Source organism: Kitasatospora sp. RG8 (genome assembly GCF_017813315.1).
In the GTDB taxonomy this organism is placed as follows: Bacteria; Actinomycetota; Actinomycetes; order Streptomycetales; family Streptomycetaceae; genus Kitasatospora.
In genome coordinates this window covers 1-26,278 of record NZ_JAGIYX010000040.1, presented here as the reverse complement: position 1 = coordinate 26,278, position 26,278 = coordinate 1, and the positions used below count along the sequence as shown (strand labels likewise).

Here is a 26,278-nt window from a genome sequence, read left to right as displayed (position 1 = left end):
CGGCCGGGGCCGGCCGCGCTGCGCTCAGCCCTGCGAGGTGCGGGCGACCCCGATCGGGCAACTTGCCCCCGTGCCGCCGAGGCCGCAGTAGCCGTTCGGGTTCTTGGCGTCGGACAGGTACTGCTGGTGGTACGGCTCGGCCGGGTAGAAGGGGCCGGCCGGGGCGATCTCGGTGGTGACCGGGCCCAGGCCGATCGCGGTCAGGGCGGGCTGGAAGGCGTCCCGGGTGGCGACCGCGGCCGCCGCCTGGGCCGGGGAGTGGGTGTAGACGGCGGAGCGGTACTGGGTGCCGACGTCGTTGCCCTGGCGGTTGCCCTGGGTCGGGTCGTGCGCCTCCCAGAAGGTCTTCAGCAGCCGCTCGTACGGGATCACGGCCGGGTCGTAGACCACCCGGACCGCCTCGGTGTGCCCGGTTTGCCCGCTGCACACCTCCTCGTACGTCGGGTTGGGGGTGTGCCCGCCCTGGTAGCCGACCAGCGTCGTCCAGACGCCGGGCAGGCGCCAGAACGTCCGCTCGGCGCCCCAGAAGCAGCCCAGCCCGAAGTCGGCCACCTCCAGCCCCTCCGGATAGGGCCCGGTGAGCGGGTGGCCGAGCACGGTGTGCGGCTCGCGCAGGGTGAAGGCCGGCGTCTCACGGCCGGGCAGCGCCTGGTCGGCGGGGACGAGCGAGGTCTTGTGGCGGTTGAACAGCACGGCCTGCTCCAGCGGGTCGGGAAGGGTGGCGCAGGTTGCAACGCCGACGGCCGCCCCCGGATTCCGGGAGCGGCCGTCGGCGGGGCGGAGCACGGCGTTGCGGGCGGGTCGGGCGGCGCCTGCGTCAGGCGGACTGCTCCTCCGGCACCCGGGCCCCCTTCTGCTCGAGGGAGCGGACGACGGAACGGACGACGAGGGCGCGGATGCGGCAGTAGTAGGCCGCCGGGTCCTCGACGTAGCGCCAGGGCAGGGCGTCCACGTACCCGTCGACCAGCTTGAACTGGTCCAGGGCCTCGACCGCTCGGCCGGTCGCCGTGTAGCACCAGGCCAGCAGATGCCGGATCTCGGCGGCGTGCGGGTCGCCGGCGGGCGCCGCGTCGGCCGCGCTCCGGGCGGTCTCCAGGGCGGCCGCCGCGTACGGGGTCCCGTAGTAGGCGTCCTTGCCGCCGTCCGGCTCGTGCTCGTGGAGCGCGACCAGCCGCAGGACGGCCAGCAGGCTGCCGGCGGGGGCCCGCCCGGCGGCACGGTCGGCGAACTCCCGGGCCTCCTCCTCGGAGCCGTGCCACTTGGCGCACCAGTACTGCAGGGCGGCGTAGTGGCCCGGGTGGCTGTGCGGGTCGCGTGCGGTCACGCCCGCCCAGACCCGCTCGAAGTCCGCGGCGGAGTAGCCGAGGCCGAGGGCGATCCAGAGCTCCGTGATCCACGGCGTCGGGTCCTGCGGGGCGAGCCGCTGCGCCTCGGCGGCAGCCTCGCGGGCCTCCCCCAGCAGTCGGTGGAAGGTGTTGAACTGCTCCTGCGAGGTGCGGTCCGCGGTGGCCGCGCCGCGGACGTTCCAGGCCAGCTTGACCAGGGCGTCGGCGTGCACGACCGCGGCGTCCGCATCCTGCGGCCGCTCGGCGCGCCAGGCCCGCAGCCAGTCGTCGGACTCGGCGGCGGCATCGGCCAGCTCGGTGACCAGCCGGTAGCGGCCGTCCCAGTCGCCGTCGGCGTCCGCGAGCATCGCCGCGCAGGCTTGCCAGTCGTCGCGGTCGGCGGCGGCCCGGGCGGCGTCGAGCTCGGGGGCGGGGGCGGCCCTGCGGGTGTTCTGGCGGTCCTGGGGCAGCAGGTCGAACTCGGTGGCGACCCAGGCGTGCAGAGCCTCGACCTTGGCGAGCCGTCGGGCCGTCAGGCGGTTGACGGCCCAGGTGAAGAGCTTGAGCGCGCCGACCACGACGACGATCGCGAGCAGGACGATGACGGGTGTGGGCATGCGGGATCCTCGTGCTGAGTGGGGGAGTCAGTGGGCCGGCGCGTCGGCGGCCGGGCGGTCCGAGCCGGCCAGCAGGGCGCGCAGCGGGGCGGTGTCCGGCTGGTCGGTGGAGGCGGCGTCGAGCGCGGCGTCGAAGGACTCCGCGAACCCGTCCGGGAGCCGCAGCTCGGCGGGTCCCGACCAGGAGAGCTCCCAGCCGGCCCGGCCGGTCTCGGCCAGGGCGAGGAGGACGGTGTGCGCCAGCGCCCCGCGCAGCATCGGGCGGGCCAGCTCGCGGGCGGCCCGGCCGGTGGCGGCGGCGGCCTGCTCGCTCTTCGGGAGCCGGTCGGTGAACTCCCAGGCCCTGCCGTCGTCGACGATGTCGAGCAGTCCGTGGGCGGTGGGCGGCAGGCCCAGCGCGGTGAGGGCGTGGCAGAGCGGGCCGGCCTTCGCACGGGCGTCGGCCAGCATCGCCTCGTGCACCAGCTCGGGCCACTCGACCCGCTTCTTGCCGGCGGCCTCGGGGACCAGCGAGACGACCTCCAGCTCGGCGAGGACGCGCTCGGCCTCGTGCAGCAGGCCGAAGGCCGCAGCGGCGGCGCCGACGCCGCGGCCGTCGTCGGGCAGGGCCTCGATCGCGGCGACCCGGCGGTCGATCGGCGGGTGCGAGTCGTACGGGTCGGGCCGGTGTGCGGGCAGTTCGAGCGCGTACTCGGCCAGCTCCTGACGGCGCTTCGGGTCGGCCAGCAGGTGGGCGAGGCCGCCGTACACCTGGCCGGCGGGCGGGAGCAGGCCGGCGCCCCAGCCGATGGTGGCGTAGGAGCCGAGGTAGAAGTCCTGGGCGCTGTCGAGCACCGGGAGCTTGCGCAGCGCCGCGGCGGTGGCGTCGCGGCCGGCGATCCGGGCGGCGGTGAGGTCGGCGGCGTACTCCTGGCGGCGGCCGACCGCCTCGGAGATCCGGAAGAACAGCTTGGCGTACAGGGTGAACACCTTGGCCAGCGCCCGGTCGACGCCGCCGGTGGCCTCCTCGCCGGACGGCTTGCGGCCCTTGGCGAGGCGCTTCTCGGCCTTGGCCTGGAGCTTGACGGTCTCCTTGGCCTGGTGCGCGTCGGCGCGCTCGTGCAGCCCGCCGATGGTGTGCAGCACGGCGGCGCGCCCGGCCACGGTGACGCCGGCGAGGCGGACGTCCCGGTTGCTGTAGTGGCCGAACTCGTGCGCCAGGACGGCCTCCAGCTCGCCCTCGGTGAGCCCCATCAGCAGCGGGACGCCGATCAGCAGGTGGCGCTTGCCGGGGAGCAGGCCGAGCAGCCGGGTCTCCTCCATGACGCTCGCGTTCACCTGGTGGACCAGTCGGATCTCGGCCGGGCCGCGGACGCCGGTCTGCTCGGCGGTCCGGTCCACCAGGGCCCAGATCGCCGGCTGCTGCTCGCGGGTGGCCGGCACGCCGGGCAGCTCGTCGTCGTCCTTGCGGCGGCGGGTCAGGAAGACCACCCGGACCACCGGGTACCCGACGACGGCGCTGAGCGCCCAGACCTTGAACAGGGCCGGGCGCAGTTGCCCCGAGGCCTGGTACAGGCTGACGTCGACGGCCAGCAGCGCGGCGAGGATGCCGAGGGCGAACAGGTAGAAGCCGGCGAGCAGGGCCACGGCCGTCATGGCCCTGACAGATGCGCTCATGCCGGTCGAGGGCTGGGACGCGCCCATGCGGTGATCCTCCCCAGGGGTGCCGCGAGGGGCTGCGGCGCAGGTGAACAGGTGTGCGGCAGGTGCAGATCGTAGCGGTCGGACACATTCGGCCGCACCGCGTTCCACCAGGGCCTTCGTGCGGTGTGCGGGTTCGGACGGGCACGACGGTGCCCGGCCACTACGCTCGGACCCATGACCGAGAACCAGCTTCCCCAGGGCTTCGAGACCCTCGCCATCCACGCGGGTCAGGAAGCAGACCCCCAGACCGGGGCCGTCGTCACGCCGATCTACCAGGTGTCCACCTACAAGCAGGACGGGGTGGGCGGCCTGCGGGGCGGCTACGAGTACAGCCGTAGCGCCAACCCGACCCGTACCGCGCTGGAGGAGTGCCTCGCGGCGCTGGAGGGCGGCGCGCGCGGGCTCGCCTTCGCCTCCGGCCTGGCCGCGGAGGACACCCTGCTGCGCACCATCCTCAAGCCGGGCGACCACATCGTGATCCCCAACGACGCCTACGGCGGCACCTTCCGGCTCTTCGCCAAGGTGCTGACCCGCTGGGGCGTCGAGTTCTCCGTCGCCAACACCCAGGACCTCTCGACCGTCCGCGCGGCGCTGCGCCCGAACACCCGCGCGGTGTGGGTGGAGACGCCCTCCAACCCGCTGCTGGGCATCACCGACCTGGCCGCGCTCGCCGAGATCGCGCACGGCGCCGGCGCGCTGCTCGTGGTCGACAACACCTTCGCCAGCCCGTACCTCCAGCAGCCGATCTCGCTCGGCGCGGACGCGGTCGTGCACTCCACCACCAAGTACATGGGCGGTCACTCGGACGTCGTCGGCGGCGCCCTGGTGCTGGCCGAGGCCGGCCTCGGCGAGGAGGTGGCGTACCACCAGAACGCGATGGGCGCCGTCTCCGGCCCGTTCGACGCCTGGCTGGTGCTGCGCGGCATCAAGACGCTCGGCGTCCGGATGGACCGGCACAGCTCCAACGCGGAGCGGGTCGCCGAGCTGCTGGCGGGCCACCCCAAGGTGAGCCAGGTGCTCTACCCGGGGCTGCCCGGGCACCCCGGCCACGACATCGCCGCCAAGCAGATGAAGGCCTTCGGCGGCATGGTCTCCTTCCGCGTCAACGGCGGCGAGGAGGCGGCGGTCGAGGTCTGCAACCGGGCGCAGCTGTTCACCCTCGGCGAGTCGCTGGGCGGCGTCGAGTCGCTGATCGAGCACCCGGGCCGGATGACCCACGCCTCGGTGGCCGGGTCGGCCCTGGAGGTGCCCGCCGACCTGGTGCGCGTCTCGGTCGGCATCGAGTCGATCGACGACCTGCTGGCGGACCTCACGCAGGCGCTCGGCTGACCGGCGTCAGTCGCCCTGCCGGCCCGCGGTGTACGACTCCATGGAGTGGTTGAAGCGGGCCAGCAGGGCGCAGAACGCGCGCTGCTCCTCGGGTGGCCAGTCGGCCATCAGTCGGCGCGCCAACTCGGCCCGTCCGTCCCGGACTTCGGCCAGTCGGTGGATGCCGAGCGGGGTCAGTGCGAGCCGGACGGCGCGGCGGTCGGCCGGGTCCTGGACCCGGCCGACCAGCCCGGCGGCGACCAGGGGGGCGACCTGCCGGGTGACGGTGGAGGAGTCGACGCCGAGCGCGTCGGCCAGGGCCTTGACGTTGACGGGCCCGTGCCGTTCCAGCCGGTCGAGCAGCAGGTAGGCGGCCCGGTCCAGCGCGCCCACCGCGTCGGAGCTGCGGACCTGTTCCATGCGCCGGGCGAACACCGCCAGCTGGTACTGGAGTTGGGTGTGGACGGGGTCGGTGCGGTCGGTGGCCTGGGGCGAGGTCGTCGTCATCGCGGCTCACGATCGTCGTGCGGTGAGGGAGGCTCAGGACCAGCAGCGTACGCGCGCCGGGCGGGCCCGGGAACAGGCCCGACGTCCCCGGTTGGCGGCGGCACCGGTCGTAGGCTGGCCTTATGCACAGTTGGCCGATCACCATCGACGATGTCCGCGGCGCCCAGAAGATGCTCGCCGGGATCGCCCGGGTGACGCCGATGGAGGGCAGCCGGCACCTCTCCGCGATGATCGGCGCGCCGGTCCACCTGAAGTGCGAGAACCTCCAGCGCACCGGCTCGTTCAAGTTGCGCGGGGCGTACGTGCGGATCGCGGGACTCTCGCCGGTGCAGCGGGCCGGCGGGGTGGTCGCGGCGAGCGCCGGGAACCACGCCCAGGGGGTGGCGCTGGCGGCCTCGCTGCTCGGGGTCCGTTCGACGGTCTTCATGCCGCTGGCCGCTCCGCTGCCCAAGGTGGCGGCGACCCGCGAGTACGGCGCCGAGGTCCGGTTGCACGGCGCCACGGTGGACGAGGCCCTGCAGGCCGCGCAGCGGTACTCGGAGGCGACCGGCGCGGTGTTCATCCACCCCTTCGACCACTGGGACGTGGTGACCGGCCAGGCCACCGTCGGCCTGGAGATCCTGGAACAGTGCCCGGAGGTCCGCACCATCCTGGTCGGGGTGGGCGGCGGCGGGCTGCTGGCCGGGATCGCGGCGGCGGTGAAGCCGCTGCGCCCGGACGTGCGGGTGATCGGGGTGCAGGCGGCGGGCGCGGCGGCGTACCCGCCCTCGCTGGCGGCCGGGCGCCCGGTGACGCTGGAGCACTTCGCCACCATGGCTGACGGGATTATGGTCGGCCGGCCCGGGGACATCCCGTTCGAGGTGATCAACACGCTGGCCGACGGCGTCCGCACCGTCTCGGAGGACTCGCTCTCGCGCGCCCTGCTGCTGGGCCTGGAGCGGCTGAAGCTGGTGGTCGAGCCGGCCGGGGCCAGCCCGGTGGCGGCGCTGCTCGAACAGCCGGACTCCTTCGAGGGCCCCGTGGTGGCGGTGCTCTCCGGCGGCAACATCGACCCCCAGCTGATGCAGCGGGTGCTGCGGCACGGCCTGGCGGCGGCCGGCCGCTACCTGTCGCTGCGGGTACGGCTGGCGGACCGGCCGGGGGCGCTGGCGGACCTGCTCGGGGTGCTGACCCGGGTGGACGCCAACGTGCTGGACGTGGCGCACGTGCGGATCGATCCGCAGCTGGGGCTGACCGAGGTCGAGGTGGACCTCCACCTGGAGACCAAGGGGCCGGAGCACTGCGCGGCGGTGTTCGGCGAGCTGAAGGACGCGGGGTACGTCGTCTCCCGGTAGGCCGGCGGGCCTTGGCGGGAAACCGGCGAACCCGCGAGACGTCGCGTTGCGCCGCCGTGCGGCCGGGAGCCGAGTCGCCCGGGCGCCTGAATACGGGGCAGAGTAGGACAGGTCACTCATATCGTCCATATCGTCCGATGAGATGAGGCAGGCCCATGGCGCCAGCCATCCAAGCCGAGAACCTGGTGAAGACCTTCGGCGACGTACGCGCCCTGGACGGCGTCAGCCTCGACGTCCCCGAGGGCACGGTGCTCGGGCTGCTCGGCCCGAACGGCGCCGGGAAGACCACCACCGTGCGCGTCCTCACCACCCTGCTGCGCCCCGACTCCGGCCGCGCGGTGGTCGCCGGCGTCGACGTGCTCGAACACCCCAACATGGTCCGCAGCCTGATCGGGCTCTCCGGCCAGTACGCCGCGGTCGACGAGTACCTCACCGGCTTCGAGAACCTGCAGATGGTCGGCGAGCTCTACCAGATGAGCCCCCGTGAGGCGAAGGCGCGGGCACGGGAGCTGCTGGAGTGGTTCAACCTCACCGAGGCCAAGGACCGCATCGCCAAGACCTACTCCGGCGGCATGCGCCGCCGGCTCGACCTCGCCGCCGCCCTGGTCGTCCGCCCGCCGGTGATGTTCCTGGACGAGCCGACCACCGGACTCGACCCGCGCAACCGGCTCGCGCTCTGGGAGGTCATCGAGACCCTGGTCGAGCAGGGCACCACGCTGCTGCTCACCACCCAGTACCTGGAGGAGGCCGACCGCCTCGCCCACGACATCGCGGTGGTCGACCACGGCCGGGTGATCGCCCGCGGCACCGCCGACCAGCTCAAGGCGCAGATCGGCGGCGAGCGGATCGAGGTCGTGGTGCACCGCGCCGACCAGGCCGCCGAGGCGGTCGCGGCGCTGTCCGAGTACGCCCTGGGAGAGGCGTCCGTCGAGAAGAACACCCGCCGGATCACCGTGCCGGTCAGCGGCGGCGCCCGGGTGCTCGCGGACGCCATCCGGGAGCTGGACGCCCGCTCGATCGGGATCGACGACATCGGCCTGCGCCGGCCGACCCTGGACGACGTCTTCCTCTCGCTCACCGGCCACGTCACCGAGGCCGGGACGGAGGAGAACGGCGGCGCCGGCAAGAGCGGCCGGGGCCGTGGCGGCCGGGGGAAGGGGCGGGCCGGGGACGACGGCGAGGACGGCGGGACCGGCCGGGGCCCGGACAAGCAGGCCGTCACGGCCGGCAAGGAGCTGTGACATGACGACCGCCACCGAGCACGCCATCGGCGGGGCGGTGCCCAAGCAGCGCCGGGGCGCGGCCGCCACCCTGCACGACTCCTGGGTGGTCGCCAAGCGCAACCTGCGCCGGACGACCCGGATACCCGAGATCGTGGTGTTCGGGCTCATGCAGCCGGTCATGTTCGTGCTGCTGTTCTCGTACGTCATGGGCGGGGCGATCCAGATCCCCGGCGCGGAGTCCAGCTCGGACACGTACATCCAGTTCCTGATGGCCGGCATCTTCGCCCAGACCGTCACCTTCGCCACCGCCGGCGCCTCCGCCGGCATCGCGGAGGACATGACCAAGGGCCTGGTGGACAGGTTCCGCTCGCTGCCGATGACCCGCTCGGCGGTCCTGGTCGGCCGCACCCTGGCGGACCTCTGCCAGACCGCGTTCACCCTGGTGGTGCTGGCGCTGGTGGCGCTGGCGGTCGGCTGGCGAATCCACAACGGGGTGCCGCAGGCGCTCGGCGCGTTCGCGCTGCTGCTCCTGCTCGGCTACGCCTTCTCCTGGATCGGCGCGCTGATCGGCCTCTCGGTGCGCAGCCCCGAGGCGGCCACCTCGGCGGGCCTGATCTGGCTCTTCCCGCTGACGTTCATCTCCAACGCGTTCGTGCCGATCAGCTCGATGCCGGGCTGGCTCCAGCCGATCGCCTACTGGAACCCGTTCAGCGCCACCGTGCAGGCCTGCCGCAACCTGTTCGGCAACCAGGTCGGCCCGGTGGACAGCGCCTGGCCGATGCAGCACGCCGTGCTGGTCTCGGTGCTCTGGTCGGTGCTGATCACCGTCGTCTTCTCCTGGCTGTCGGTGCGCAAGTACCGCTCCGCCGCGGGCTGACGCCGGACGCGGACACGCCGGGGCGGCCGTGGAGGGGATCCACGGCCGCCCCGGTGCGTCGGTCGGTCAGCCGTTGTGCGGCTTGACCTCGGTGATCGTCACCGAGGCCTGCTTGCCGTTCGGCAGCTCGTACACGGCCTCGTCGCCGACCTTCTTGGCGTCGATCGCGCGGCCGAGCGGCGACTGCGGGGAGTAGACGTCCAGGTCGTCGCTGCCGGCCATCTCGCGCGAGCCCAGCAGGAAGGTCATGGTGTCGTCCTCGTCGCCGTCGAAGGCGACCGTGACGACCATGCCCGGGGCCACCACGCCCGAGTCCGCGGGGGCCTCGCCGACCTTGGCGCGCTCCAGGAGCTGGGTGAGCTGGCGGATCCGCAGCTCGTACTTGCCCTGCTCCTCCTTGGCCGCGTGGTAACCGGCGTTCTCCTTGAGGTCACCCTCTTCGCGCGCCGCCTCGATCTTCTGGGCGATCTCGATGCGCCAGGGGCCGGTCAGGTGGTCCAGCTCGGCCTTGAGCTGGTCGTAGCCGGACTGAGTGAGCCAGGTCACGTGGTCGCTGGTCTGGGTCACAGGTGCTCCTCGTAGGTGCTGGGGCTGTGCTGAGGGTGTGAGTCGTCAGCAGGGTGGTGGTGGAGATGTCGGTCGTGGAGATATCGGTCGTAACTACAAAGCAACGCCCGCTCCCGTACCTCTTGGTGCGGAAGGGGCGAAACCACGAGCCTAACAACTCCCGCCGACAAGCGGGAGAGTCGTTGGCGCGCCATTGACGACAGCATTGCGCCGAGGTGTACAGGACCGGTGTGCCGGGGGCTCCTCTACGGATTCCCGCTCCGCGGATCGAATATGCGCCCGGGCGAGCCGCGATCGCCGCAGACTACTTCGCCGGCGTGCATCCCAGCAGCTCGGCGGTGGTGCCGCGGGCGGTGGTCTTCAGGCTCACCGTGGCGTCGTAGCTGGATCCGTCCTCCGGGACGGGGAAGTCGGCCACCCCGACCACCGCGCCGTCCTGGCCCTGCGAGCGGACGGTACAGCTGCCCGCCGTGCCGTCGCTCTTGCGCACCGCCAGGTGCAGCTTCATCTCGCCGTCCGAGACCGCCTCGAAGGACGGGACGGTGCCGTTGATCGTGGTCTCGCGGATCAGGTAGGAGCCGCCCAACCAGGTCAGCAGGCCCAGCGCCAGCACGCCGCACACCGCGCCCACCGCCTTGAGGCGGCGGTCGGCCTCGCGGTCGCCGCGCCGGCCGTAGCGTCCCTCGGGCGGCTGCTGGCTGGTGGTGGTGCCGGCACTCATCGGGCTTGCTCCTCTCCTCGGAGGCCCGCCGGGGTGGTGCGGGGAATGCGACGGTCCTCCAGTCCGTCACTATAGGAGGGGCACGCCCGCGGCCGGTCCGGCGGGGGGCGGGGCTCGGCCGTGCCGGCGGCGCGGCGTCGTCGCGCCGCGGCGCACTCGGCGGCCGGTCCCGCGGTCACGCGGTCCCTGACCGAGAGGCTCAGACGGTGGGCAGACCGGACTTCGCGGGAGCCCAGACATTGTGGAAGGAACGCACGCGTTGACTGAGCAGTTGCGACTGATGGCGGTGCACGCCCACCCGGACGACGAGTCCAGCAAGGGCGCGGCCACCATGGCCATGTACGTCGACCAGGGGGTGGACGTGCTCGTTGCCACCTGCACCGGGGGGGAACGCGGGTCGGTCCTCAACCCGAAGCTCCAGGGGAAGCCGGAGATCGAGGAGAACATCCACGAGGTCCGGCGCAAGGAGATGGACGAGGCCCGCGCGATCCTCGGGGTCAAGCAGGCCTGGCTGGGCTTCGTCGACTCCGGCCTGCCGGAGGGGGACCCGCTGCCCCCGCTGCCGGAGGGCTGCTTCGCCCTGCAGGACGTCAAGGAGGCGGCCGAGCCGCTCGTCCGGCTGATCCGCGAGTTCAAGCCGCAGGTCATCACGACCTACGACGAGAACGGCGGGTACCCGCACCCGGACCACATCATGACCCACAAGATCACCATGGTGGCCTTCGAGGCCGCCGGCGACCCGGACGCCTACCCGGACGCCGGCGAGCCCTGGCAGCCGCTGAAGGTCTACTACAACCACGGCTTCCCGATGGGCCGGATCCGCGCGCTGCACGCCTACCTCACCGAGCACGGCCACGAGTCGCCGTACGGCGAGTGGATCGCGGGGTGGGAGAAGAGCGGCCGCAAGGAGCGCGAGATCACCACCCGGGTCCGCTGCGACGACTGGTTCGAGACCAGGGACCGCGCGCTGATCGCGCACGCCACCCAGATCGACCCGGACGGCCCGTGGTTCCGCGTGCCGCTCGACGTCCAGCGCCAGGTCTGGCCGACCGAGGACTACGAGCTCGCCCGCACCCTGATCGACGCCGACCTGCCGGAGGACGACCTGTTCGCCGGCCTGCGCACCCCCACCCTGGCGGCCGAGGCCGCCGACACGCGCGACTGACCCACCCCCCGATGGCCCGGCTCCCCGTGAGCCGGGCCACCATAGAGATATGAGCGCCCCCGTGAACCTCACCCACCTCGCCGCCGAGCTCGCCCTCGACGAGACCAAGGTGACCCCCGGCCTGCTGGGCTTCGTGGTCTTCGCCGCCCTCGGCGTGGCCACCTGGTTCCTGGCCAAGTCGATGAACAAGCAGTTCAAGCGCGTCGACTTCGTGGAGGAGCCGGAGGCGCCGAAGGAGTGAGTCCGGGCCCCCGCCCGCGCGCCGATGCGCAAGGATGGGGGCATGCCGAACCGTCTCGCGGACGCGACCTCGCCCTACCTGCTCCAGCACGCGGACAACCCCGTGGACTGGTGGCCCTGGGGCCCCGAGGCGTTCGCGGAGGCGCGCCGGCGCGGGGTGCCGGTGCTGCTGTCCGTCGGCTACGCGGCGTGCCACTGGTGCCACGTGATGGCGCACGAGTCCTTCGAGGACGCCGGTGTCGCCGAGTACCTCAACGGCCGGTTCGTCGCGGTGAAGGTCGACCGCGAGGAGCGCCCGGACGTCGACGCCGTCTACATGGAGGCGGTGCAGGCGGCGACCGGGCAGGGCGGCTGGCCGATGACGGTCTTCCTCACGCCCGACAAGGACCCGTTCTACTTCGGGACGTACTTCCCGCCGGAGCCCCGGCACGGGATGCCGTCCTTCCGGCAGGTGCTCGAAGGCGTCGACGCCGCCTGGCGCGACCGCCGGGACGAGGTCGGCGAGGTCGCCACCCGGATCCGGGCCGACCTGGCCGAGCGGGCCTCGGTCTACTCGGCGGGCGCCCACCACCCGCCGGGCGAGGCGGACCTGCACCAGGCGCTGGTCGCGCTCAGCCGGGACTTCGACGCCCGGCGCGGCGGGTTCGGCGGCGCGCCCAAGTTCCCGCCGTCCATGGTGATCGAGTTCCTGCTCCGCCACCACGCCCGCACCGGCTCCGAGGCGGCCCTGGAGATGGCCGTCCGCACCGGCGAGGCGATGGCCCGTGGCGGCATCCACGACCAGCTCGGCGGCGGCTTCGCCCGGTACTCGGTGGACGCCGGGTGGGTGGTGCCGCACTTCGAGAAGATGCTGTACGACAACGCGCTGCTGCTCCGCGCCTACCTGCACCTGTGGCGGGCCACCGGCTCGCCGCTCGCCCGGCGGGTGGCGCTCTCCACCGCGGACTTCCTGCTGCGCGAACTGCACACCCCGGAAGGCGCGTTCGCCTCGGCACTGGACGCGGACAGCCTGGACGCGGCGACCGGCGCGTCCGTCGAGGGGGCGTACTACGCCTGGACGCCCGGGCAACTGGCCGAGGTGCTGGGCGAGGCCGACGGCGCGCTCGCGGCGGCGCTGTACGAGGTGACCAACGCGGGGACGTTCGAGCACGGCGCCTCGGTGCTGCAACTGCTCTCCGACCCGCAGGACGCCGAGGCCGCCGAACGCGTCCGGGCCGGGCTGTTCGAGGCGCGGTCGGGGCGGCCGGCGCCCGCCCGCGACGACAAGGTGGTCGCCGCCTGGAACGGCCTCGCCATCGCCGCGCTCGCCGAGACCGGCGCCCTGCTGGACCGCCCCGACCTGGTCGAGGCCGCCGAGAGCGCCGCGGACCTGCTGCTCGCCGTCCACCTGCTGCCCGACGGCCGGCTGCTGCGCACCTCCCGGGACGGCCGGGGCAACGACCGCAACGCGGGCGTGCTGGAGGACTACGCCGACACCGCCGAGGGCTTCCTCGCGCTGTACGCCGTCACCGGCGAGGCGGAGTGGCTGGAGCTGGCGGGCGGGCTGCTGGACACGGTGCTCAAGCACTTCGCCGACGAGGCCTCCGGCGCGCTGTACGACACCGCCGACGACGCCGAGGAACTGATCCGGCGGCCCCAGGACCCGACCGACAACGCCACCCCGTCCGGCTGGACGGCCGCCGCCGGAGCCCTGCTCACCTACGCCGCCTACACCGGGTCGGCGCGCCACCGCACCGCCGCCGAGCGGGCGCTGGGCATCGTCGGGGCGCTGGCCACCCGGGCGCCGAGGTTCATCGGCTGGGGCCTGGCCGTCGCCGAGGCGCTGGCGGACGGTCCGCGCGAGGTCGCCGTGGTCGGCCCGGCCGGGGCGGCGGCGACGGCCGCGCTGCACCGGGCGGCACTGCTGGGGACGGCACCGGGCGCGGTGGTCGCCCTCGGTGAGCCCGGGCCCGCGGCGGAGGTGCCGTTGCTGGCCGACCGGCCGCTGGTGGCCGGGGCGCCGGCCGCGTACGTCTGCCGACACTTCGCGTGCGACACGCCGACCACCGATCCGGCGGTGCTCGCCGAGCGGCTCGGAGCCCGGCCGGAGGCGGTCGGCTCGGCCGGGTAATCCGGTTGTCCCCGGTGCAACGGCCGGGCGAGAATCGGCCATGACCTGGACGTTGACCACCTCCCTCGACGACTTCCGTACCCAGGCCGGAGACTTCCTCGGTGCGCGCCCGGCCGAGAACACCGTGCTCCTCACCGTGGTCGACCGGCTGGTCGTGCGCGGCCTGCACGCCTTCGGGTAGGGCACGCCGGTCTTCGGCTGGTGGAGCCGCGAGCCGGGCGGCCCGGTCGAGGGCGCCTTCCTGCGGACACCGCCGTTCGAGCTGCGTCTCGGTGTGATGCCGGACGGGGCCGCGGCCGTGCTCGCCGGCGAACTGGCCGCGGCCGGGCCGGAGTTCACCGAGGTCACCGGGGTGTCCGGCGGCGAGTCGGCGGTCCGGGCGTTCTCCGCCGCCTGGCAGGCCGGCACCGGCGCCACCGGGTCCCTCCGGTTCAGGCAACGGCTCTACCGGCTCGGCGAGCCGACCGGCCCGCCGCGCCCGCCCGCCGGCCGCCACCGGGCCGCGGTACCGGCCGACCGCGAGCTGCTGATCGAGTGGTACGAGGCGTTCGGGATCGAGTGCACCGTCGAACTCCCCGACATCGCGGGCACGGTGGACGACCGCATCGCCGACGGCCTGCTCCACGTCTGGGAGGACGACGGCCGGCCCGTCGCGATGGCCGGGAACAGTCCCGTGGTCGCCGGCATGTCCCGCATCGGCCCGGTCTACACGCCCGCCGGGGCACGCGGGCACGGCTACGCCAGCGGTGTCACGGCGGCCGCCTCGGCGGCCGCCCTCGCCCGCGGCGCGGCCGAGGTGCTGCTCTACACCGACCTCGCCGACCCGACCAGCAACTCGATCTACCAGCAGATCGGGTACCGGCCGGTGGAAGACTGTCTGACGCTGGACTTCGTGGACGTCGCGGACCGCGTGGGCCGAGGGCGTCTGCGGACGGGCCGGGCGGGGTAGGCGGGGTGCGGGGGTGGCGCGATGACGGACGGACTGCTGACGTGGGCCGCCCGGCTCGCTCCGGGTGAGGTGGTGGCCGGTGCGCTCGCCGTCAACCTGGGGCTGCTGGTGCTCGCACTGGCCGCGGGCGGGCTGCTGGTCCGGCGGTACGGCGAACGCCGGGTGACCCCGCCGCCCCCGCCGCCCGACCGGCGCGAGCTGCTGCTGTCGGCCACCGCCGTGCTGCTCAACTCCGCGGTGGGCGTGGCCGGCTGGGCGCTCTGGAAGGCCGGCTGGATCCGCCTCACGGCGGACACCGGGCTCCGTGCGGTCGCCGAACTCCTGGTGTTCACGCTGGTGATGGACGGGCTGATGTACGGCGGCCACTGGGCCGCCCACCGCCGCCGGCTCTACCGGCTGGCCCACGAGATGCACCACCGCTACCCCGACCCGCGGCCGGCCACCCTCTTCGTGCTCCACCCGCTGGAGGTGGCGGGCTTCGGCGGCGCCTGGCTCGCGGTGCTCGGCCTCCACGAGATCTCCGCCGCGGCCCTGGCCGGGTACGTCGGCGTCAACCTGGTCTTCGGCCTGCTCGGCCATCTGGGCGTCGAGCCGTTCCCCGCCCGCGTCCGGCGGTGGGTGGTGTTCCGGTGGGTCGCGCTGCCGATGTTCCACGCCGGCCACCACGCCGACCCGGCGGTCAACCTGGGCTTCTACACCACGGTCTGGGACCGGCTCTTCGGCACCGTCGACCCGGCGTACGACACCCTCCGCGCCGCCGAGCGCCCGGTGCTGGCCGGCGGCCGGCCGGTGGCGTGAACCCCGGCGGCCGTCCTGCTCGTGCTCCCGGTCGTCCTACTCCCAGTCCCACCGGATGCCCAGCAGGCACGGTTGGAGCGCCGAGCCCACGAGGTGGACGCAGTGGTGGCCGTCCAGCGTCAGCTCCTCCGTCCCGTACGGCTTCCCGCCTGGGGCGTGGAGGGCGAAGCGGTGGCAGCGGACGGGGAGGGCCGCGGGGTGGAAGGTGACCTGGAGGACGTACTGGCCGGCGCCGGAGTTGAAGCCGCGGACGTACTCGCTGCTGGGCGTGGGTGACGGGGCGTCGTCGAAGCCGTAGCCGAGCAGGTGGGTGTCGCCGGCCCGGAGGCGGCGGTCGAGGAGGAGCTCGGCGACGAGCAGGTCGTGGGCGGGGTCGCGGCGGATGCGGCCGGGGCGGCAGTTCTCCTCGGCACGGACGCCGACGCGGGTGATGTCGCAGCCGGGATCGCCCTGGTAGATGGCCAGGTAGCGGTCGATGCCGTCGCGGTGGGCGCGCAGGGCGTGCTGGGAGTCGCGGCGGACGAGGTGGCGGTCGGGGCCGACGCGGATCCGTTCGATGTGGGTGATGGTGTGCAGGCCGGTGTCGCGCGGGCTCGCGATGGTGGCGAGGAGGTCGTCGACGGCGGTGGCCGGGGTGATGAGGTCGCGGTAGGGGAGGACCGGCGGGCCGGCCGGGTCGGCGGGGGTGGCGCGGCGGGGACCGAGGAGCCGGGTGAGGGAGTGCGCGGGGAGGTCCAGGACGTCCTCCAGCACCCGGACCGCGCGCAGGGATTCGGCCCGTTCGGGCCGGCGGCGGCCCTGCTGCCAGTAGCTGAGGCTGGTGATGCCGACCTGGACGCCGCGTTGGGCGAGGTGCTCGCGGACGCGGTGCAGGGCGAGACCGCGGGCGGCGATGGCGGTGCGCAGGGCGAGGTGGAACGGGCCGGTGCGCAGGGCGGTGGCGAGGTCGGCCTGTTCGCCGCGGTGCATGGCGGCCTCTTCGGGGGTCGGGCCGGCGGGTTCCGGTTGGTCGTGAATATTCACATGTGGAAGGCGGTTTGTCACCGGTGGAGGCGCTGCCGCGCGGCGGTTCCGGGGGCGGCGTTCACACCTGGGCGGGGTCGTTCACATCTGCGGGCGGGGGTCGGGAGGGCCGTTGACCAGGCTCTGTCAACGGCGGGATGCTCGGTGACGCGATCCGGACCGCACCCCCACACCTCTCCACTCCTGTGCCTGTGCAAGGAGGAACGCCCCCATGTCAGTTCCACGGATACGCCTGCGCCGTGCGGTCTCGGTGCTCGCGCTCGGCGTGCTCGGCCCGGTGTTCACCGTCGCCGCGACCGCCCCGGCCTCCGCCGCCCCCAACGGCGCGCCGGCCCCCACCGCACACGTCCGCCCGGCGGGCGCCGCGGGCAGTACGGCCGACCTGGCCGGCACGTACAAGAAGCTCAACATCACCATGCAGCAGCAACAGCAGACCAACTGGTGCTGGGCGGCGAGCGGCAACACCATCGCCACCTGGTTCGGCTACGACTACAGCCAGAACCAGTTCTGCAACGCCGCGTTCGGCCGCTCGGCCAACTCCACCTGCCCCAACAGCCAGGCCACGCTGGGCGATGTGCAGAACGGCCTGAGCTGGGTCGGCATCAACCCGGGCTCGTACGTCACCGGGTACCTGCGCTACAGCACCGTGCAGACGGAGGTGAACGCCGACCGCCCGATCGAGACCCGGATCCAGTGGAGCTCCGGCGGCGGCCACATGCACGTCGTGTACGGGTACGACACCGCCGGCAACCAGGTCTACTGGGGCGACCCGTGGCCGTCCAACTACCGCTACAACTGGGCGGACTACAACTACTACGTGTCCAACGGCACGTTCTCCTGGACCCACTCCCTGTACCGGATCGGCGCGTGAGGGGCGACCATGACCAGCATCCGTAACGCGGCCGCGGCCGTCCTGATCGCCGCCGGCCTCGGTCTGGCCGTCACCCCTGCGGCCCACGCCGAGAGCGGGTCCGGCGCCCCCGCGCCGGTCACCGCCGAGGAGCTGGCGCAGGCCCGGGGCGCCGCCCAGAGCCCCGCCGTCCTGGAGCAGTTGGGCCACTTCTTCGCCCGCAGGGGCGTGCCGCCGACCAAACAGTCGACCATCGGCGCGGCCGAGGAGGCGCAGGCGGCGGGCGCGGCCGCGCCGAGGCTGTCCGGCGACACCGTGCCGGTCTACACCCTGGATGCGGCGTTCGTGGCCGGGACCCCGGGGGCGGCGGTGGCGAAGGCGGAGTTCACCGCCAGCAGGGCCGTCTCGGCGGACGGCCAGGTGGCCTCGGTCTGGACCGTGAAGCAGGGAAGCTCCTGGCGGGTCGTCAACATCGCCTCCGGCGGTGACGAGAACGACTACGCGGCGCGGGCGGCCGGCAGCGGCGGCGGGACGGCGTTCCGCGAGCCGCAGCTCAACGCCTGGTACGTCCTGCGGGACGGCCGGGTGCTGCCGCTGGACGACGAGGCGAGGCGCTCGGTCGGCGCGGCCGGGGTGAGCCTGGCGGCGTACCAGAATCTGGTCCGCCAGCGGTACGGGGACAAGCTGCCCGGCTCGGCGTACGACCGGGCGGGGAAGGGCGGCGGCTACCAGCCGGACGCCACCGTGCAGGAGGCGGCGCAGGGCGGCGGTACCGCGCTGCCCGCCGTCACGGCGGCCGCGGCCCTGGGCGTCACCGCGCTCGCGGGCGGGGGCGTCGCGCTGCGGCGGCGGGCGGGTGCCCGGCGCGGGTAGCGCCACCGGGTGAGGGGCGGCGGGGTCCGGCGTGGCGGCCGGGCCCCGCCGCCGCGTGCACGCCCGCGGGACCGCCTACAGTCCGGTGAACCCGCGTTCCAGGACGGCGAAGGCCTGGTCGACCAGGTCGGCGATGTCCTGGGTGCCGCCGCCCTGGGCCCACTGGAGCGCGGTCTCGGTGGTGGCCGCGCCGATGGCGGCCGCGGTGATCCGCATCTCGAAGGTCGGCTCGGGGATCCCCGCACGCTGGGCCAGCACGGTGAGGTAGAGCCGCTGCGGGTCGTTGGCGGTCTCGTGCATCCGGGCCCGCAGCGCGGGGACTTCGTCGACCAGCCGCATCCGGGTGATCAGCTCGTCGCGCTCGTGCTGGAGCAGCTCGCGGAGCAGTCCGACCATGACCTCGCGGCAGGAGTGCAGAAACGGTTCGTCAGAGGGGCGGGCGAGCAGCGCGGTGACCATCGCGGGGTCGTACTCGTCGGTGAGGACGAGGTCCTCCTTGGTGGCGAAGTACCGGAAGAACGTGGACTGCGACACCTCGGCCGCCGCGGCGATCTGCTCCACGGTGGTGCCCTCGTAGCCCTGTTCGGCGATCAGCCGGTACGCCTCGCGGCGGATCGCCTGGCGGGTCTTCAGCTTCTTCCGTTCGCGCAGCGACAGCGGCGCCTCCAGCATGGCCTGGACCGGGTTGGCCGGGGCTGCTGCCGGGGGTGCCGCTGTCGGCCGCGTTGCGCTCATACCTTCGATTATCCGCGATCGGCGGCCGGCACGGTGGCCGTCCCCGACGACGCCCCCGGCGGGGGTCCGGGCCGCGGCCCCGTCCCGGCGGCTGCCGCCTCCGTCGCCTCCTCCGTCCCGGCCCGCTCCTCGGCGGGGCGCGGCTCGACGGCGGGCATCCGCAGCGCGACCAGGACCGCCGACAGCACCGCGATCCCCCCGGCGACCAGCAGCACGACCGTCATGCCGTGGACGTACGCGGCGTGCGCGGACGCGGCCAGCGCCCCGTCCCCGGTGGCGGCGGCCACGGCGTCGGCGGCGACCACCGACTGCCCGGCCTTGTGCGCGGCGTCGGCGGAGAGTGCGGTGGTGTCCAGCGCCCCCCGGTACGAGCCGGCCAGCAGGCTGCCGAAGACGGCCACCCCGATCGCCCCGCCGACCTGGCGCAGCGTCTGGATCAGCCCGGCGCCGACCCCGGCCCGGGCGGGCGGCAGGGTGAGCAGGGCGGAGGCCTGGGCGGTGATCAGCGACAGGCCCATGCCCAGGCCGAGCAGGGTGAGCCAGGCCGCGGCCAGGCCGTAGCCGTCGGAGGCCTCGGTGCGGCTGCCGAGCAGCAGGGCGGCGGCCAGCACGGCCAGTCCGACGGTGATCACCGCGCGGGCGCCGATCCGGGTGACCAGCCGGTCGCTGAGCTTGGCGGCCACCATCAGCCCGAGCATCATCGGCATCAGCCGCAGGCCGGTGCCGAAGGCGTCGGCGCCGAGCACGCTCTGGAAGTAGAGCGGCAGGACGAAGAAGGCGCCGAACAGGACCAGCGAGACCAGCGTCGCGGCCACCGCGGACCAGCCGAAGGTCGGGTCGGCGAGCAGGGCGAGGTCGAGCATCGGGTCGCGTTGGCGGCGGCTGCGCAGCACCAGGGCGGTGAGGGCGACCAGCGAGCCGACGATCATGCCGAGCACCAGCGGGTCGGCCCAGCCGCGGTCGGGGCCCTCGATGATGCCGAAGGTGAGGGCGGCCAGGCCGCCGGCGCCGAGCACGGTGGCCGGCAGGTCGATCGCGGGAGCGGCGGGGTTGCGGGTCTCCGGGAGCAGCAGCACGCAGGCGACGATGCCGATGGCGGTCAGCGGGATGTTGATCACGAAGACCGCGCCCCACCAGAAGTGCTGGAGCAGGAAGCCGCCGATCAGCGGGCCGAGCGGGGCCCCGGCCGCCAGTGCGGCGGCCAGCAGGGCGGTGGCGCGGCGCTGCTCCCCGGAGGGGAAGAGCCCGGGGATGACCGCCATGGACATCGGCATGACCAGCGCGCCGGCCAGGCCCATCGCGGCGCGGGCGGCGATCAGGGTGCCGGGGCTGTCGGCGAGCATGCCGACCGCGGAGGCGAGGCCGAACAGGGCGAGGCCCACGGTGAGGGTGCGGCGGCGGCCGAAGCGGTCTCCGATCAGCCCGGCCGGGAGCATCGCGGCCGCGAAGACCACGGTGTACGAGTCGACGATCCACTGCTGCTGCCCGGTGGTGGCCTGGAGCTGGGAGGCCAGGGTGGGCAGGGCCACGTTGAGGATCGTCATGTCGAAACTGATCACCAGGACGCTCAGCGCGACGGCGACCAGCGCCAGCCAGCGTCGTGGGTGCGGCCCGGGCGGGGCCGGGGCGGGAGCGGTGGACACGGGCAACCTCCGGAAGCCGGTCGGAAGGACGGGGAAGTTCCTGTCAAATGACAGTAACTCTCAAAAGATGGTGACCGTCAATACGCCGAGTGGTACCCGTGCCGTCACGCTCGGTGATGTGTCCTGGAAGTGCGCGTTCCGCACATGGAATTGACGCAACGTTGATCTGTCGTTCGCCGCTTCGGGGCGGCTGCGGGTGACTGTCGGTAGATACGATGTGGCAATCGGTCAGTGCTGGCCGACGCGTGCCGAGAGCGGAGAAGGGGTGGGGCGGCAGGAGCCGACCACTGGCCCGGCGCAGGAAGGGGAGACCGAATGGCCGACAGGGAGTCGAGCGCCCAGATCTGGGGTGCGGCCGTGGTGGTGGGATCGGCGCTGGCCGTGGTCGCCGCTTATCTCATCAACGGCGCCGCGCTGGTGCTGGCGGTCGCCGGGGTCGAGGTGCTGCTGCTGATGGTGTACGTCGGCCGCCGCTGGCGGCTGCTGCACCAGCCGGTCACCCCGCGCGGCCACCAGGCGGCCGGCGTCACCCCCGACGCGGCGCACTGTGAGCGCTGCCGCCGGGCCCGCGAGGCGCTGGACGCCCGCCGGGCCCGCTCCCGCCCGCGCCGGGCCCGCCCGGCGGTGTCGCAGGAGCGCGCGCCGTACGAGCGCGCGCCGCGCGAGCGCCAGGTCCGTGACCGTTCGGCGGGCGCCCGTCCCGCGCACCGCGACCCCGACCGCCCCGACCCCGACCGCGGCCGTCCCGATCACGGTCGCCCCGATCACGGCCGCCCGCCGCGTCCCGCCCCGGAGTGGACAGCGGAACGGGCGGCCACCCGGTCACCGGACCGGTCGGCCGCCCGTCATGGCGTGCCCGGCTCAGCCGACCGGACTGTACGCCACCAGTGAGACCCCGACGTACTGGGTGATGAAGGCCCCGAGGGTGAAGGCGTGGAACACCTCGTGGAAGCCGAACCACTGCGGTGACGGATCGGGCCGCTTGAGCGCGTACACCACCCCGCCGATGCTGTAGAGCACTCCGCCGACGACCATCAGCACCACCACCGTGACGCCGCCGGTGTGCAGGAAGTCCGGCAGGAAGAACACGGCGGCCCAGCCCAGAGCGATGTACACCGGCGTGTACAGCCAGCGCGGCGCGCCGACCCAGAAGACCCGGAACGCGATCCCGGCCAGCGCCCCGCCCCAGGCCACCCAGAGCAGCGCCTGCCGCGCGCCGCCGTCCAGCAGCAGGATGGTGAACGGGGTGTAGGTGCCCGCGATGATCAGGAAGATGTTCGCGTGGTCGAGCCGGCGCAGCACGGCGTCGCCGCGCGGGCCCCAGGTGAAGCGGTGGTAGACCGCGCTGACGCCGAACAGCAGCCAGGCGCTGGCCGAGTAGATCGCGCAGGCGATCCTGGCGGATGTGGAGCCGGCCTGGCAGATCAGCACGATCCCGGCGGCCACCGTGGCGGGGAACATCGCGGCGTGCAGCCAGCCGCGCCACTTCGGCTTGCTCTCCGTACGCTCCGTGCTCTCCACGAGCTCAGCAGTCATGGGCTGCATGCTACCTGTTACCTACGGGTCCGTAGGTTACTGCCGCGTAGGAAGTGGTGCTCATCACTACTTGGACGTTTTGGAGTGTTCGGGGGTGGGGTTGAGGTGCCTCCGCCCGGCCGGAAGCGATGCATTACCAACCAGTAACCGGACTGAATGTAGTAAAAGATGCGTCAATTTCACCGCTGCGCCGTATTCGGGGCTGGAGGGCGGAGCTACGCTGCAAGCACCCTCAAACCCCCGCTACGCCGCCTCCCTGCCGAGATGGCGTGAAACGGAGCGATCGTGTCGAACGAGAACCTCGCTCTCAGCGCATCCGCGCCCACCCGCCACGAGCGTCTGCTGGCCTGGGTGAGCGAGATCGCGGAGCTCACCCAGCCGGAGCGCATCGAGTGGTGCGACGGTTCGGACGAGGAGTACCAGCGCCTCGCGGACCTGCTGGTGGCTCAGGGCACCTTCAAGAAGCTCAACGAGGACAAGCGCCCCAACTCCTACTACGCCGCCTCGGACCCCACGGACGTGGCGCGCGTCGAGGACCGCACCTACATCTGCTCCGAGCAGGAGAAGGACGCCGGCCCGACCAACAACTGGAAGGCCCCCGCCGAGATGCGGGCCGTCTTCCAGGGGGAGAACGGTCTGTTCCGCGGCGCGATGAAGGGCCGCACCATGTACGTGGTGCCCTTCTCGATGGGCCCGGTGGGCTCCCCGCTGGCCGCGTACGGCGTCGAGATCACCGACTCCGCCTACGTCGCCGTGTCGATGCGCGTGATGACCCGCATGGGCCAGGCCGTGCTGGACCAGCTCGGTGAGGACGGCGACTTCGTCAAGGCCGTGCACACCGTCGGTGCCCCGCTCGCCGAGGGTCAGGCGGACGTGCCGTGGCCGTGCAACACCACCAAGTACATCTCGCACTTCCCGGAGACCCGGGAGATCTGGTCCTTCGGCTCCGGCTACGGCGGCAACGCCCTGCTCGGCAAGAAGTGCTACGCGCTGCGCATCGCCTCGACCATGGCCCGCGACGAGGGCTGGCTGGCCGAGCACATGCTCATCCTCAAGCTCACCCCGCCGGCCGACGCCACGGGCCAGGCAGAGCCCAAGTACGTCGCGGCCGCCTTCCCGTCCGCGTGCGGCAAGACCAACCTGGCGATGCTCCAGCCGACCATCCCGGGCTGGAAGGTCGAGACGATCGGCGACGACATCGCCTGGATGCGCTTCGGCGCCGACGGCCGCCTGTACGCCATCAACCCCGAGGCCGGCTTCTTCGGCGTCGCCCCCGGCACCGGCGTGGACACCAACGCCAACGCCATCGAGACGCTCTGGGGCAACACCGTCTTCACCAACGTCGCGCTGACCGACGACGGCGACGTGTGGTGGGAGGGCCTGACCGACGAGCCGCCGGCCCACCTGACCGACTGGCGCGGCAACAGCTGGACGCCGGAGTCCGGCACCCCGGCCGCCCACCCGAACGCCCGCTTCGCCGTGCCGGCCGCGCAGTGCCCGACCATCGCCCCCGAGTGGGAGGACCAGGCGGGTGTGCCGATCTCGGCCATCCTCTTCGGCGGCCGCCGGGCCACCGCCGTCCCGCTGGTGACCGAGTCCTTCGACTGGAAGCACGGCGTCTTCCTGGGCGCCAACATCGCCTCCGAGAAGACCGCCGCCGCCGAGGGCACCGTCGGCGAGCTGCGCCGCGACCCGTTCGCGATGCTGCCGTTCTGCGGCTACAACATGGGTGACTACTTCGCCCACTGGCTGAAGGTCGGCGCCCAGGCGGACGCGGCCAAGCTGCCGAAGATCTACTACGTGAACTGGTTCCGCAAGAACGGCGAGGGCAAGTTCGTCTGGCCCGGCTACGGCGAGAACAGCCGCGTGCTGAAGTGGATCGTCGAGCGCCTGCAGGGCACCGGCGAGGGCGTCGAGACCCCGATCGGCGTGCTGCCGACCGTCGAGGGCTTCGACCTGGACGGCCTGGAGCTGTCGAAGGAGGACCTCGACCTGCTCTTCACCGTCGACGCCGACATCTGGCGCCAGGAGGCCGCGCTCGTCCCGGCCCACCTGGAGCTGTTCGGCGACCACACGCCCACCGAGCTGTGGGACGAGTACCGAGACCTGGTCGCGCGCCTCGGCTGAGCCTGAGCCTCAGCGGAGTGCATCGGAGGTGCGTGGCACGAATCGCGCACCGACCGAGCGACAGGACGGCCGGAGCCCCGCCGGACGATCTTTCCCCGACCAAGGAGATCGTCCGGACCGGGACTCCGGCCGTAGCTTTTCCGGGAGCGGCCGCCCAGGCGCCGTGCTCGCGGAGGAACGCCGTCAGGGCTGGGTGTATCCGCCGAGGAAGTCGCCGATGCGGGTGACGGCGTCCGCGATCTCCTCCGCGCGGGGGAGGGTGACCACGCGGAAGTGGTCCGGTTCGGGCCAGTTGAAGCCCGTCCCCTGGACCAGCAGGATCCGCTCGGCGCGCAGCAGGTCCAGCACCATCTGGGCGTCGTCCTTGATCTTGTAGACCTTCGGGTCGAGCCGGGGGAAGGCGTAGAGCGCGCCCTTCGGCTTGACGCAGCTGACCCCGGGGATGTCGTTGAGCAGCCGCCACGCGGTGTCCCGGGACTCCAGCAGCCGGCCGCCCGGGAGGACGAGGTCCTTGATCGACTGCCGCCCGCCGAGCGCCGCGGCGACGGCGTGCTGGGCCGGCATGTTGGCGCAGAGCCGCATCGAGGCGAGCACGGTCAGGCCCTCGATGTAGCTGCGGGCGCGCTGCCGGTCGCCGGAGAGCACCATCCAGCCGGAGCGGAAGCCCGCGACCCGGTAGGCCTTGGAGAGGCCGTTGAACGTGACGCAGAAGAGGTCCGGGGCCAGGGTGGCCAGCGGGATGTGCTCGGCGTCGTCGTAGAGGATCTTGTCGTAGATCTCGTCGGCGTAGACCACGAGCTTGTGCCGGCGGGCGATGTCGACCAGGCCCTCCAGGACCTCGCGCGGGTAGACCGCGCCGGTCGGGTTGTTCGGGTTGATCACCACGATCGCCGTGGTCCGGTCGGTGACCTTGGACTCGATGTCGGCGAGGTCCGGGTACCACTCGGACTGCTCGTCGCAGCGGTAGTGCACGGCGGTGCCGCCGGCCAGCGAGACCGAGGCCGTCCAGAGCGGGTAGTCCGGGGCGGGGACGAGCACCTCGTCGCCGTCGTCCAGCAGGGCCGTCATGGCCAGCTGGATCAGCTCGGAGACGCCGTTGCCGAGGAAGACGTCCTCGACGGTGAGGCCGTGCAGGCCGCGGTCCTCGTAGTGCATCACCACGGCGCGGCGGGCCGAGAGCAGGCCCTTGGAGTCCCCGTACCCGTGCGCGGAGGAGAGGTTGCGCAGGATGTCCTGGAGGATCTCGGGGGGCGCGTCGAAGCCGAACACGGCGGGATTGCCGGTGTTGAGCTTCAGGATGCGGTGGCCCTGCTCCTCCAGCCGCATCGCCTCGTCGAGCACCGGGCCGCGGATGTCGTAGCAGACGTTGGCGAGCTTGCTGGACTGGATGACCTGCATGCCTGCCTACTTTAGGGGTACGGCGGGGCGGTCCGGCACGCGTGCGGGGACGCGCGCCGGACCGCCCTCAGTGCCTGCCTTCGATCGGCAGGCGGGTGGCTTAGCCGACCTTCCAGACCAGCGGCTCGGTGTCCAGAACGCTGCCGAAGGAGAGGAACTGCGGCGGAGTGCCGTTCGGAACGAGATAGACCGCACACTGCTGCTGGGCCTGGCCGTCCGGCAGGGTGCCGGGCTTCTTGCCGGCGTCGCACTGCGGGATCGACTTCATGACGACCGGGGCCGGCAGGATGCCGGACGCCTTGGCGTCCGTGTTCACCTTGAACCGCATCATGAAGTACTCGTCGGTCAGCGGGGCACCGGTGCGGTTGGTGAACGAGACGGTGACGTAGTAGGGGGTCTTGCCCTCCACGTCGGCCGGCTTGAAGTTGAACGGCGCGATCTCGGCCGCGGTGCCCTTGACCACCGAGACCGGGGTCACGTCGGCCTTGGTCTTGCCCTGGTAGCTGCCGGTCGCGGTGAGCGCCAGCGGGTTGCCGAAGCCGACCTTGCCGCTGCCGCCGCTCGCGCCGCCGATCGGGTTGCCGCTGGTGGTGGCCGTGGGGGCCGGGTTGGCGCCGCCCGTGCCGCCGGTGGTCGTCCCGCCGGTGGCCGCGCCGCCGGTGCCGGCCG

General features: G+C 73.2%; 26 protein-coding genes. 14 read left to right on the top strand and 12 right to left on the bottom strand.

Features of this window, described 5'->3' with window-relative positions; translation table 11 throughout:
- Positions 1 to 24: 24 nt before the first annotated feature.
- The 3 genes from msrA to J5Y04_RS36690 all read right to left on the bottom strand — a co-directional run bounded on the left by msrA (position 25) and on the right by J5Y04_RS36690 (position 3,625).
- A complete protein-coding gene (gene msrA, locus J5Y04_RS36700; RefSeq protein ID WP_209416871.1) occupies positions 25 to 693 on the bottom strand; it encodes a peptide-methionine (S)-S-oxide reductase MsrA in 669 nt (222 codons plus the stop codon).
- A gap of 124 nt (positions 694 to 817) precedes the next feature.
- Positions 818 to 1,942, bottom strand: coding sequence for a hypothetical protein (locus J5Y04_RS36695; protein WP_209416870.1), 1,125 nt, complete (start codon positions 1,940 to 1,942; stop codon positions 818 to 820).
- Between the two features lie 27 nt (positions 1,943 to 1,969).
- On the bottom strand, positions 1,970 to 3,625 hold the full coding sequence (locus tag J5Y04_RS36690; protein ID WP_245206197.1) for a M48 family metalloprotease: 1,656 nt from the start codon (positions 3,623 to 3,625) through the stop codon (positions 1,970 to 1,972).
- A gap of 174 nt (positions 3,626 to 3,799) precedes the next feature.
- Between J5Y04_RS36690 and J5Y04_RS36685 the strand changes: the two genes are divergently transcribed.
- Positions 3,800 to 4,954 carry a cystathionine gamma-synthase gene (locus J5Y04_RS36685; protein WP_209416869.1) on the top strand — a complete coding sequence of 385 codons (1,155 nt, stop codon included), beginning with the start codon at positions 3,800 to 3,802 and terminating at the stop codon, positions 4,952 to 4,954.
- A gap of 6 nt (positions 4,955 to 4,960) precedes the next feature.
- Here J5Y04_RS36685 and J5Y04_RS36680 read toward each other — a convergent pair whose 3' ends face one another.
- Entirely contained in the window at positions 4,961 to 5,440 is a 480-nt protein-coding gene (locus J5Y04_RS36680; protein WP_209416868.1) for a MarR family winged helix-turn-helix transcriptional regulator, read from the bottom strand.
- A 122-nt stretch (positions 5,441 to 5,562) separates the two neighbouring features.
- Here J5Y04_RS36680 and ilvA point away from each other — a divergent pair, with 122 nt between their 5' ends.
- From ilvA to J5Y04_RS36665, 3 genes are all read left to right on the top strand, one after another.
- A complete protein-coding gene (gene ilvA / locus J5Y04_RS36675; protein ID WP_209416867.1) occupies positions 5,563 to 6,774 on the top strand; it encodes a threonine ammonia-lyase in 1,212 nt (403 codons plus the stop codon).
- A 155-nt stretch (positions 6,775 to 6,929) separates the two neighbouring features.
- Complete coding sequence (locus tag J5Y04_RS36670) at positions 6,930 to 8,015, top strand: ATP-binding cassette domain-containing protein (RefSeq protein ID WP_209416866.1); 1,086 nt, start codon at positions 6,930 to 6,932, stop codon at positions 8,013 to 8,015.
- A gap of 1 nt (position 8,016) precedes the next feature.
- Positions 8,017 to 8,874 carry an ABC transporter permease gene (locus J5Y04_RS36665; protein ID WP_209416865.1) on the top strand — a complete coding sequence of 286 codons (858 nt, stop codon included), beginning with the start codon at positions 8,017 to 8,019 and terminating at the stop codon, positions 8,872 to 8,874.
- Positions 8,875 to 8,940: 66 nt separating this feature from the next.
- Here the strand turns inward: J5Y04_RS36665 and greA are convergent, their stop codons facing one another.
- Positions 8,941 to 9,441 (bottom strand): transcription elongation factor GreA, encoded by a 501-nt coding sequence (greA, locus tag J5Y04_RS36660; protein WP_148643136.1) that lies wholly within the window; start codon positions 9,439 to 9,441, stop codon positions 8,941 to 8,943.
- A gap of 304 nt (positions 9,442 to 9,745) precedes the next feature.
- Positions 9,746 to 10,162, bottom strand: coding sequence for a DUF4307 domain-containing protein (locus J5Y04_RS36655; protein WP_209416864.1), 417 nt, complete (start codon positions 10,160 to 10,162; stop codon positions 9,746 to 9,748).
- A 259-nt stretch (positions 10,163 to 10,421) separates the two neighbouring features.
- Between J5Y04_RS36655 and mca the strand changes: the two genes are divergently transcribed.
- The 6 genes from mca (at position 10,422) to J5Y04_RS36630 (ending at position 15,424) form a co-directional block, all read left to right on the top strand.
- The gene (gene mca, locus J5Y04_RS36650) at positions 10,422 to 11,327 is read left to right on the top strand and encodes a mycothiol conjugate amidase Mca (RefSeq protein WP_209416863.1); all 906 of its coding nucleotides are present in this window, start codon (positions 10,422 to 10,424) and stop codon (positions 11,325 to 11,327) included.
- 49 nt (positions 11,328 to 11,376) lie between these two features.
- The gene (locus J5Y04_RS36645) at positions 11,377 to 11,568 is read left to right on the top strand and encodes a hypothetical protein (RefSeq protein ID WP_148643133.1); all 192 of its coding nucleotides are present in this window, start codon (positions 11,377 to 11,379) and stop codon (positions 11,566 to 11,568) included.
- Positions 11,569 to 11,610: 42 nt separating this feature from the next.
- On the top strand, positions 11,611 to 13,677 hold the full coding sequence (locus J5Y04_RS36640; RefSeq protein ID WP_209416862.1) for a thioredoxin domain-containing protein: 2,067 nt from the start codon (positions 11,611 to 11,613) through the stop codon (positions 13,675 to 13,677).
- Between the two features lie 40 nt (positions 13,678 to 13,717).
- Positions 13,718 to 13,858, top strand: coding sequence for a hypothetical protein (locus tag J5Y04_RS43780; protein WP_307853488.1), 141 nt, complete (start codon positions 13,718 to 13,720; stop codon positions 13,856 to 13,858).
- Positions 13,859 to 13,954: 96 nt separating this feature from the next.
- Positions 13,955 to 14,626 carry a GNAT family N-acetyltransferase gene (locus J5Y04_RS36635; RefSeq protein ID WP_307853487.1) on the top strand — a complete coding sequence of 224 codons (672 nt, stop codon included), beginning with the start codon at positions 13,955 to 13,957 and terminating at the stop codon, positions 14,624 to 14,626.
- A gap of 21 nt (positions 14,627 to 14,647) precedes the next feature.
- Positions 14,648 to 15,424 carry a sterol desaturase family protein gene (locus tag J5Y04_RS36630; protein WP_209416861.1) on the top strand — a complete coding sequence of 259 codons (777 nt, stop codon included), beginning with the start codon at positions 14,648 to 14,650 and terminating at the stop codon, positions 15,422 to 15,424.
- 36 nt (positions 15,425 to 15,460) lie between these two features.
- On the opposite strand, the gene J5Y04_RS36625 is transcribed toward J5Y04_RS36630, so the two are convergent.
- The gene (locus J5Y04_RS36625; RefSeq protein ID WP_209416860.1) at positions 15,461 to 16,393 is read right to left on the bottom strand and encodes a hypothetical protein; all 933 of its coding nucleotides are present in this window, start codon (positions 16,391 to 16,393) and stop codon (positions 15,461 to 15,463) included.
- Between the two features lie 265 nt (positions 16,394 to 16,658).
- Between J5Y04_RS36625 and J5Y04_RS36620 the strand changes: the two genes are divergently transcribed.
- Both J5Y04_RS36620 and J5Y04_RS36615 read left to right on the top strand, forming a co-directional pair.
- The gene (locus tag J5Y04_RS36620) at positions 16,659 to 17,318 is read left to right on the top strand and encodes a papain-like cysteine protease family protein (RefSeq protein WP_209416859.1); all 660 of its coding nucleotides are present in this window, start codon (positions 16,659 to 16,661) and stop codon (positions 17,316 to 17,318) included.
- A 9-nt stretch (positions 17,319 to 17,327) separates the two neighbouring features.
- Positions 17,328 to 18,170 (top strand): hypothetical protein, encoded by an 843-nt coding sequence (locus tag J5Y04_RS36615; protein WP_209416858.1) that lies wholly within the window; start codon positions 17,328 to 17,330, stop codon positions 18,168 to 18,170.
- 75 nt (positions 18,171 to 18,245) lie between these two features.
- Here the strand turns inward: J5Y04_RS36615 and J5Y04_RS36610 are convergent, their stop codons facing one another.
- Together J5Y04_RS36610 and J5Y04_RS36605 are read right to left on the bottom strand one after the other, a co-directional pair.
- On the bottom strand, positions 18,246 to 18,905 hold the full coding sequence (locus J5Y04_RS36610; RefSeq protein WP_209416857.1) for a TetR family transcriptional regulator: 660 nt from the start codon (positions 18,903 to 18,905) through the stop codon (positions 18,246 to 18,248).
- Positions 18,906 to 18,913: 8 nt separating this feature from the next.
- Positions 18,914 to 20,548, bottom strand: coding sequence for an MFS transporter (locus J5Y04_RS36605; RefSeq protein WP_307853486.1), 1,635 nt, complete (start codon positions 20,546 to 20,548; stop codon positions 18,914 to 18,916).
- A 315-nt stretch (positions 20,549 to 20,863) separates the two neighbouring features.
- On the opposite strand from J5Y04_RS36605, the gene J5Y04_RS36600 reads away from it, so the two are divergent.
- Positions 20,864 to 21,439 (top strand): hypothetical protein, encoded by a 576-nt coding sequence (locus J5Y04_RS36600; protein ID WP_209416856.1) that lies wholly within the window; start codon positions 20,864 to 20,866, stop codon positions 21,437 to 21,439.
- Here the strand turns inward: J5Y04_RS36600 and J5Y04_RS36595 are convergent.
- On the bottom strand, positions 21,410 to 22,093 hold the full coding sequence (locus J5Y04_RS36595) for a hemolysin III family protein (RefSeq protein WP_209416855.1): 684 nt from the start codon (positions 22,091 to 22,093) through the stop codon (positions 21,410 to 21,412). The genes J5Y04_RS36600 and J5Y04_RS36595 overlap by 30 nt on opposite strands.
- Positions 22,094 to 22,369: 276 nt before the next feature.
- On the opposite strand from J5Y04_RS36595, the gene J5Y04_RS36590 reads away from it, so the two are divergent.
- Entirely contained in the window at positions 22,370 to 24,211 is a 1,842-nt protein-coding gene (locus J5Y04_RS36590) for a phosphoenolpyruvate carboxykinase (GTP) (protein ID WP_209416854.1), read from the top strand.
- A gap of 183 nt (positions 24,212 to 24,394) precedes the next feature.
- Here J5Y04_RS36590 and J5Y04_RS36585 read toward each other — a convergent pair whose 3' ends face one another.
- Together J5Y04_RS36585 and J5Y04_RS36580 are read right to left on the bottom strand one after the other, a co-directional pair.
- Positions 24,395 to 25,609: a pyridoxal phosphate-dependent aminotransferase gene (locus J5Y04_RS36585; RefSeq protein WP_209416853.1), complete on the bottom strand. Its 1,215-nt coding sequence runs from the start codon at positions 25,607 to 25,609 to the stop codon at positions 24,395 to 24,397.
- 100 nt (positions 25,610 to 25,709) lie between these two features.
- Positions 25,710 to 26,278 (bottom strand): hypothetical protein (locus J5Y04_RS36580; protein WP_209416852.1); only part of this gene is annotated, 569 nt, incomplete at its 5' end.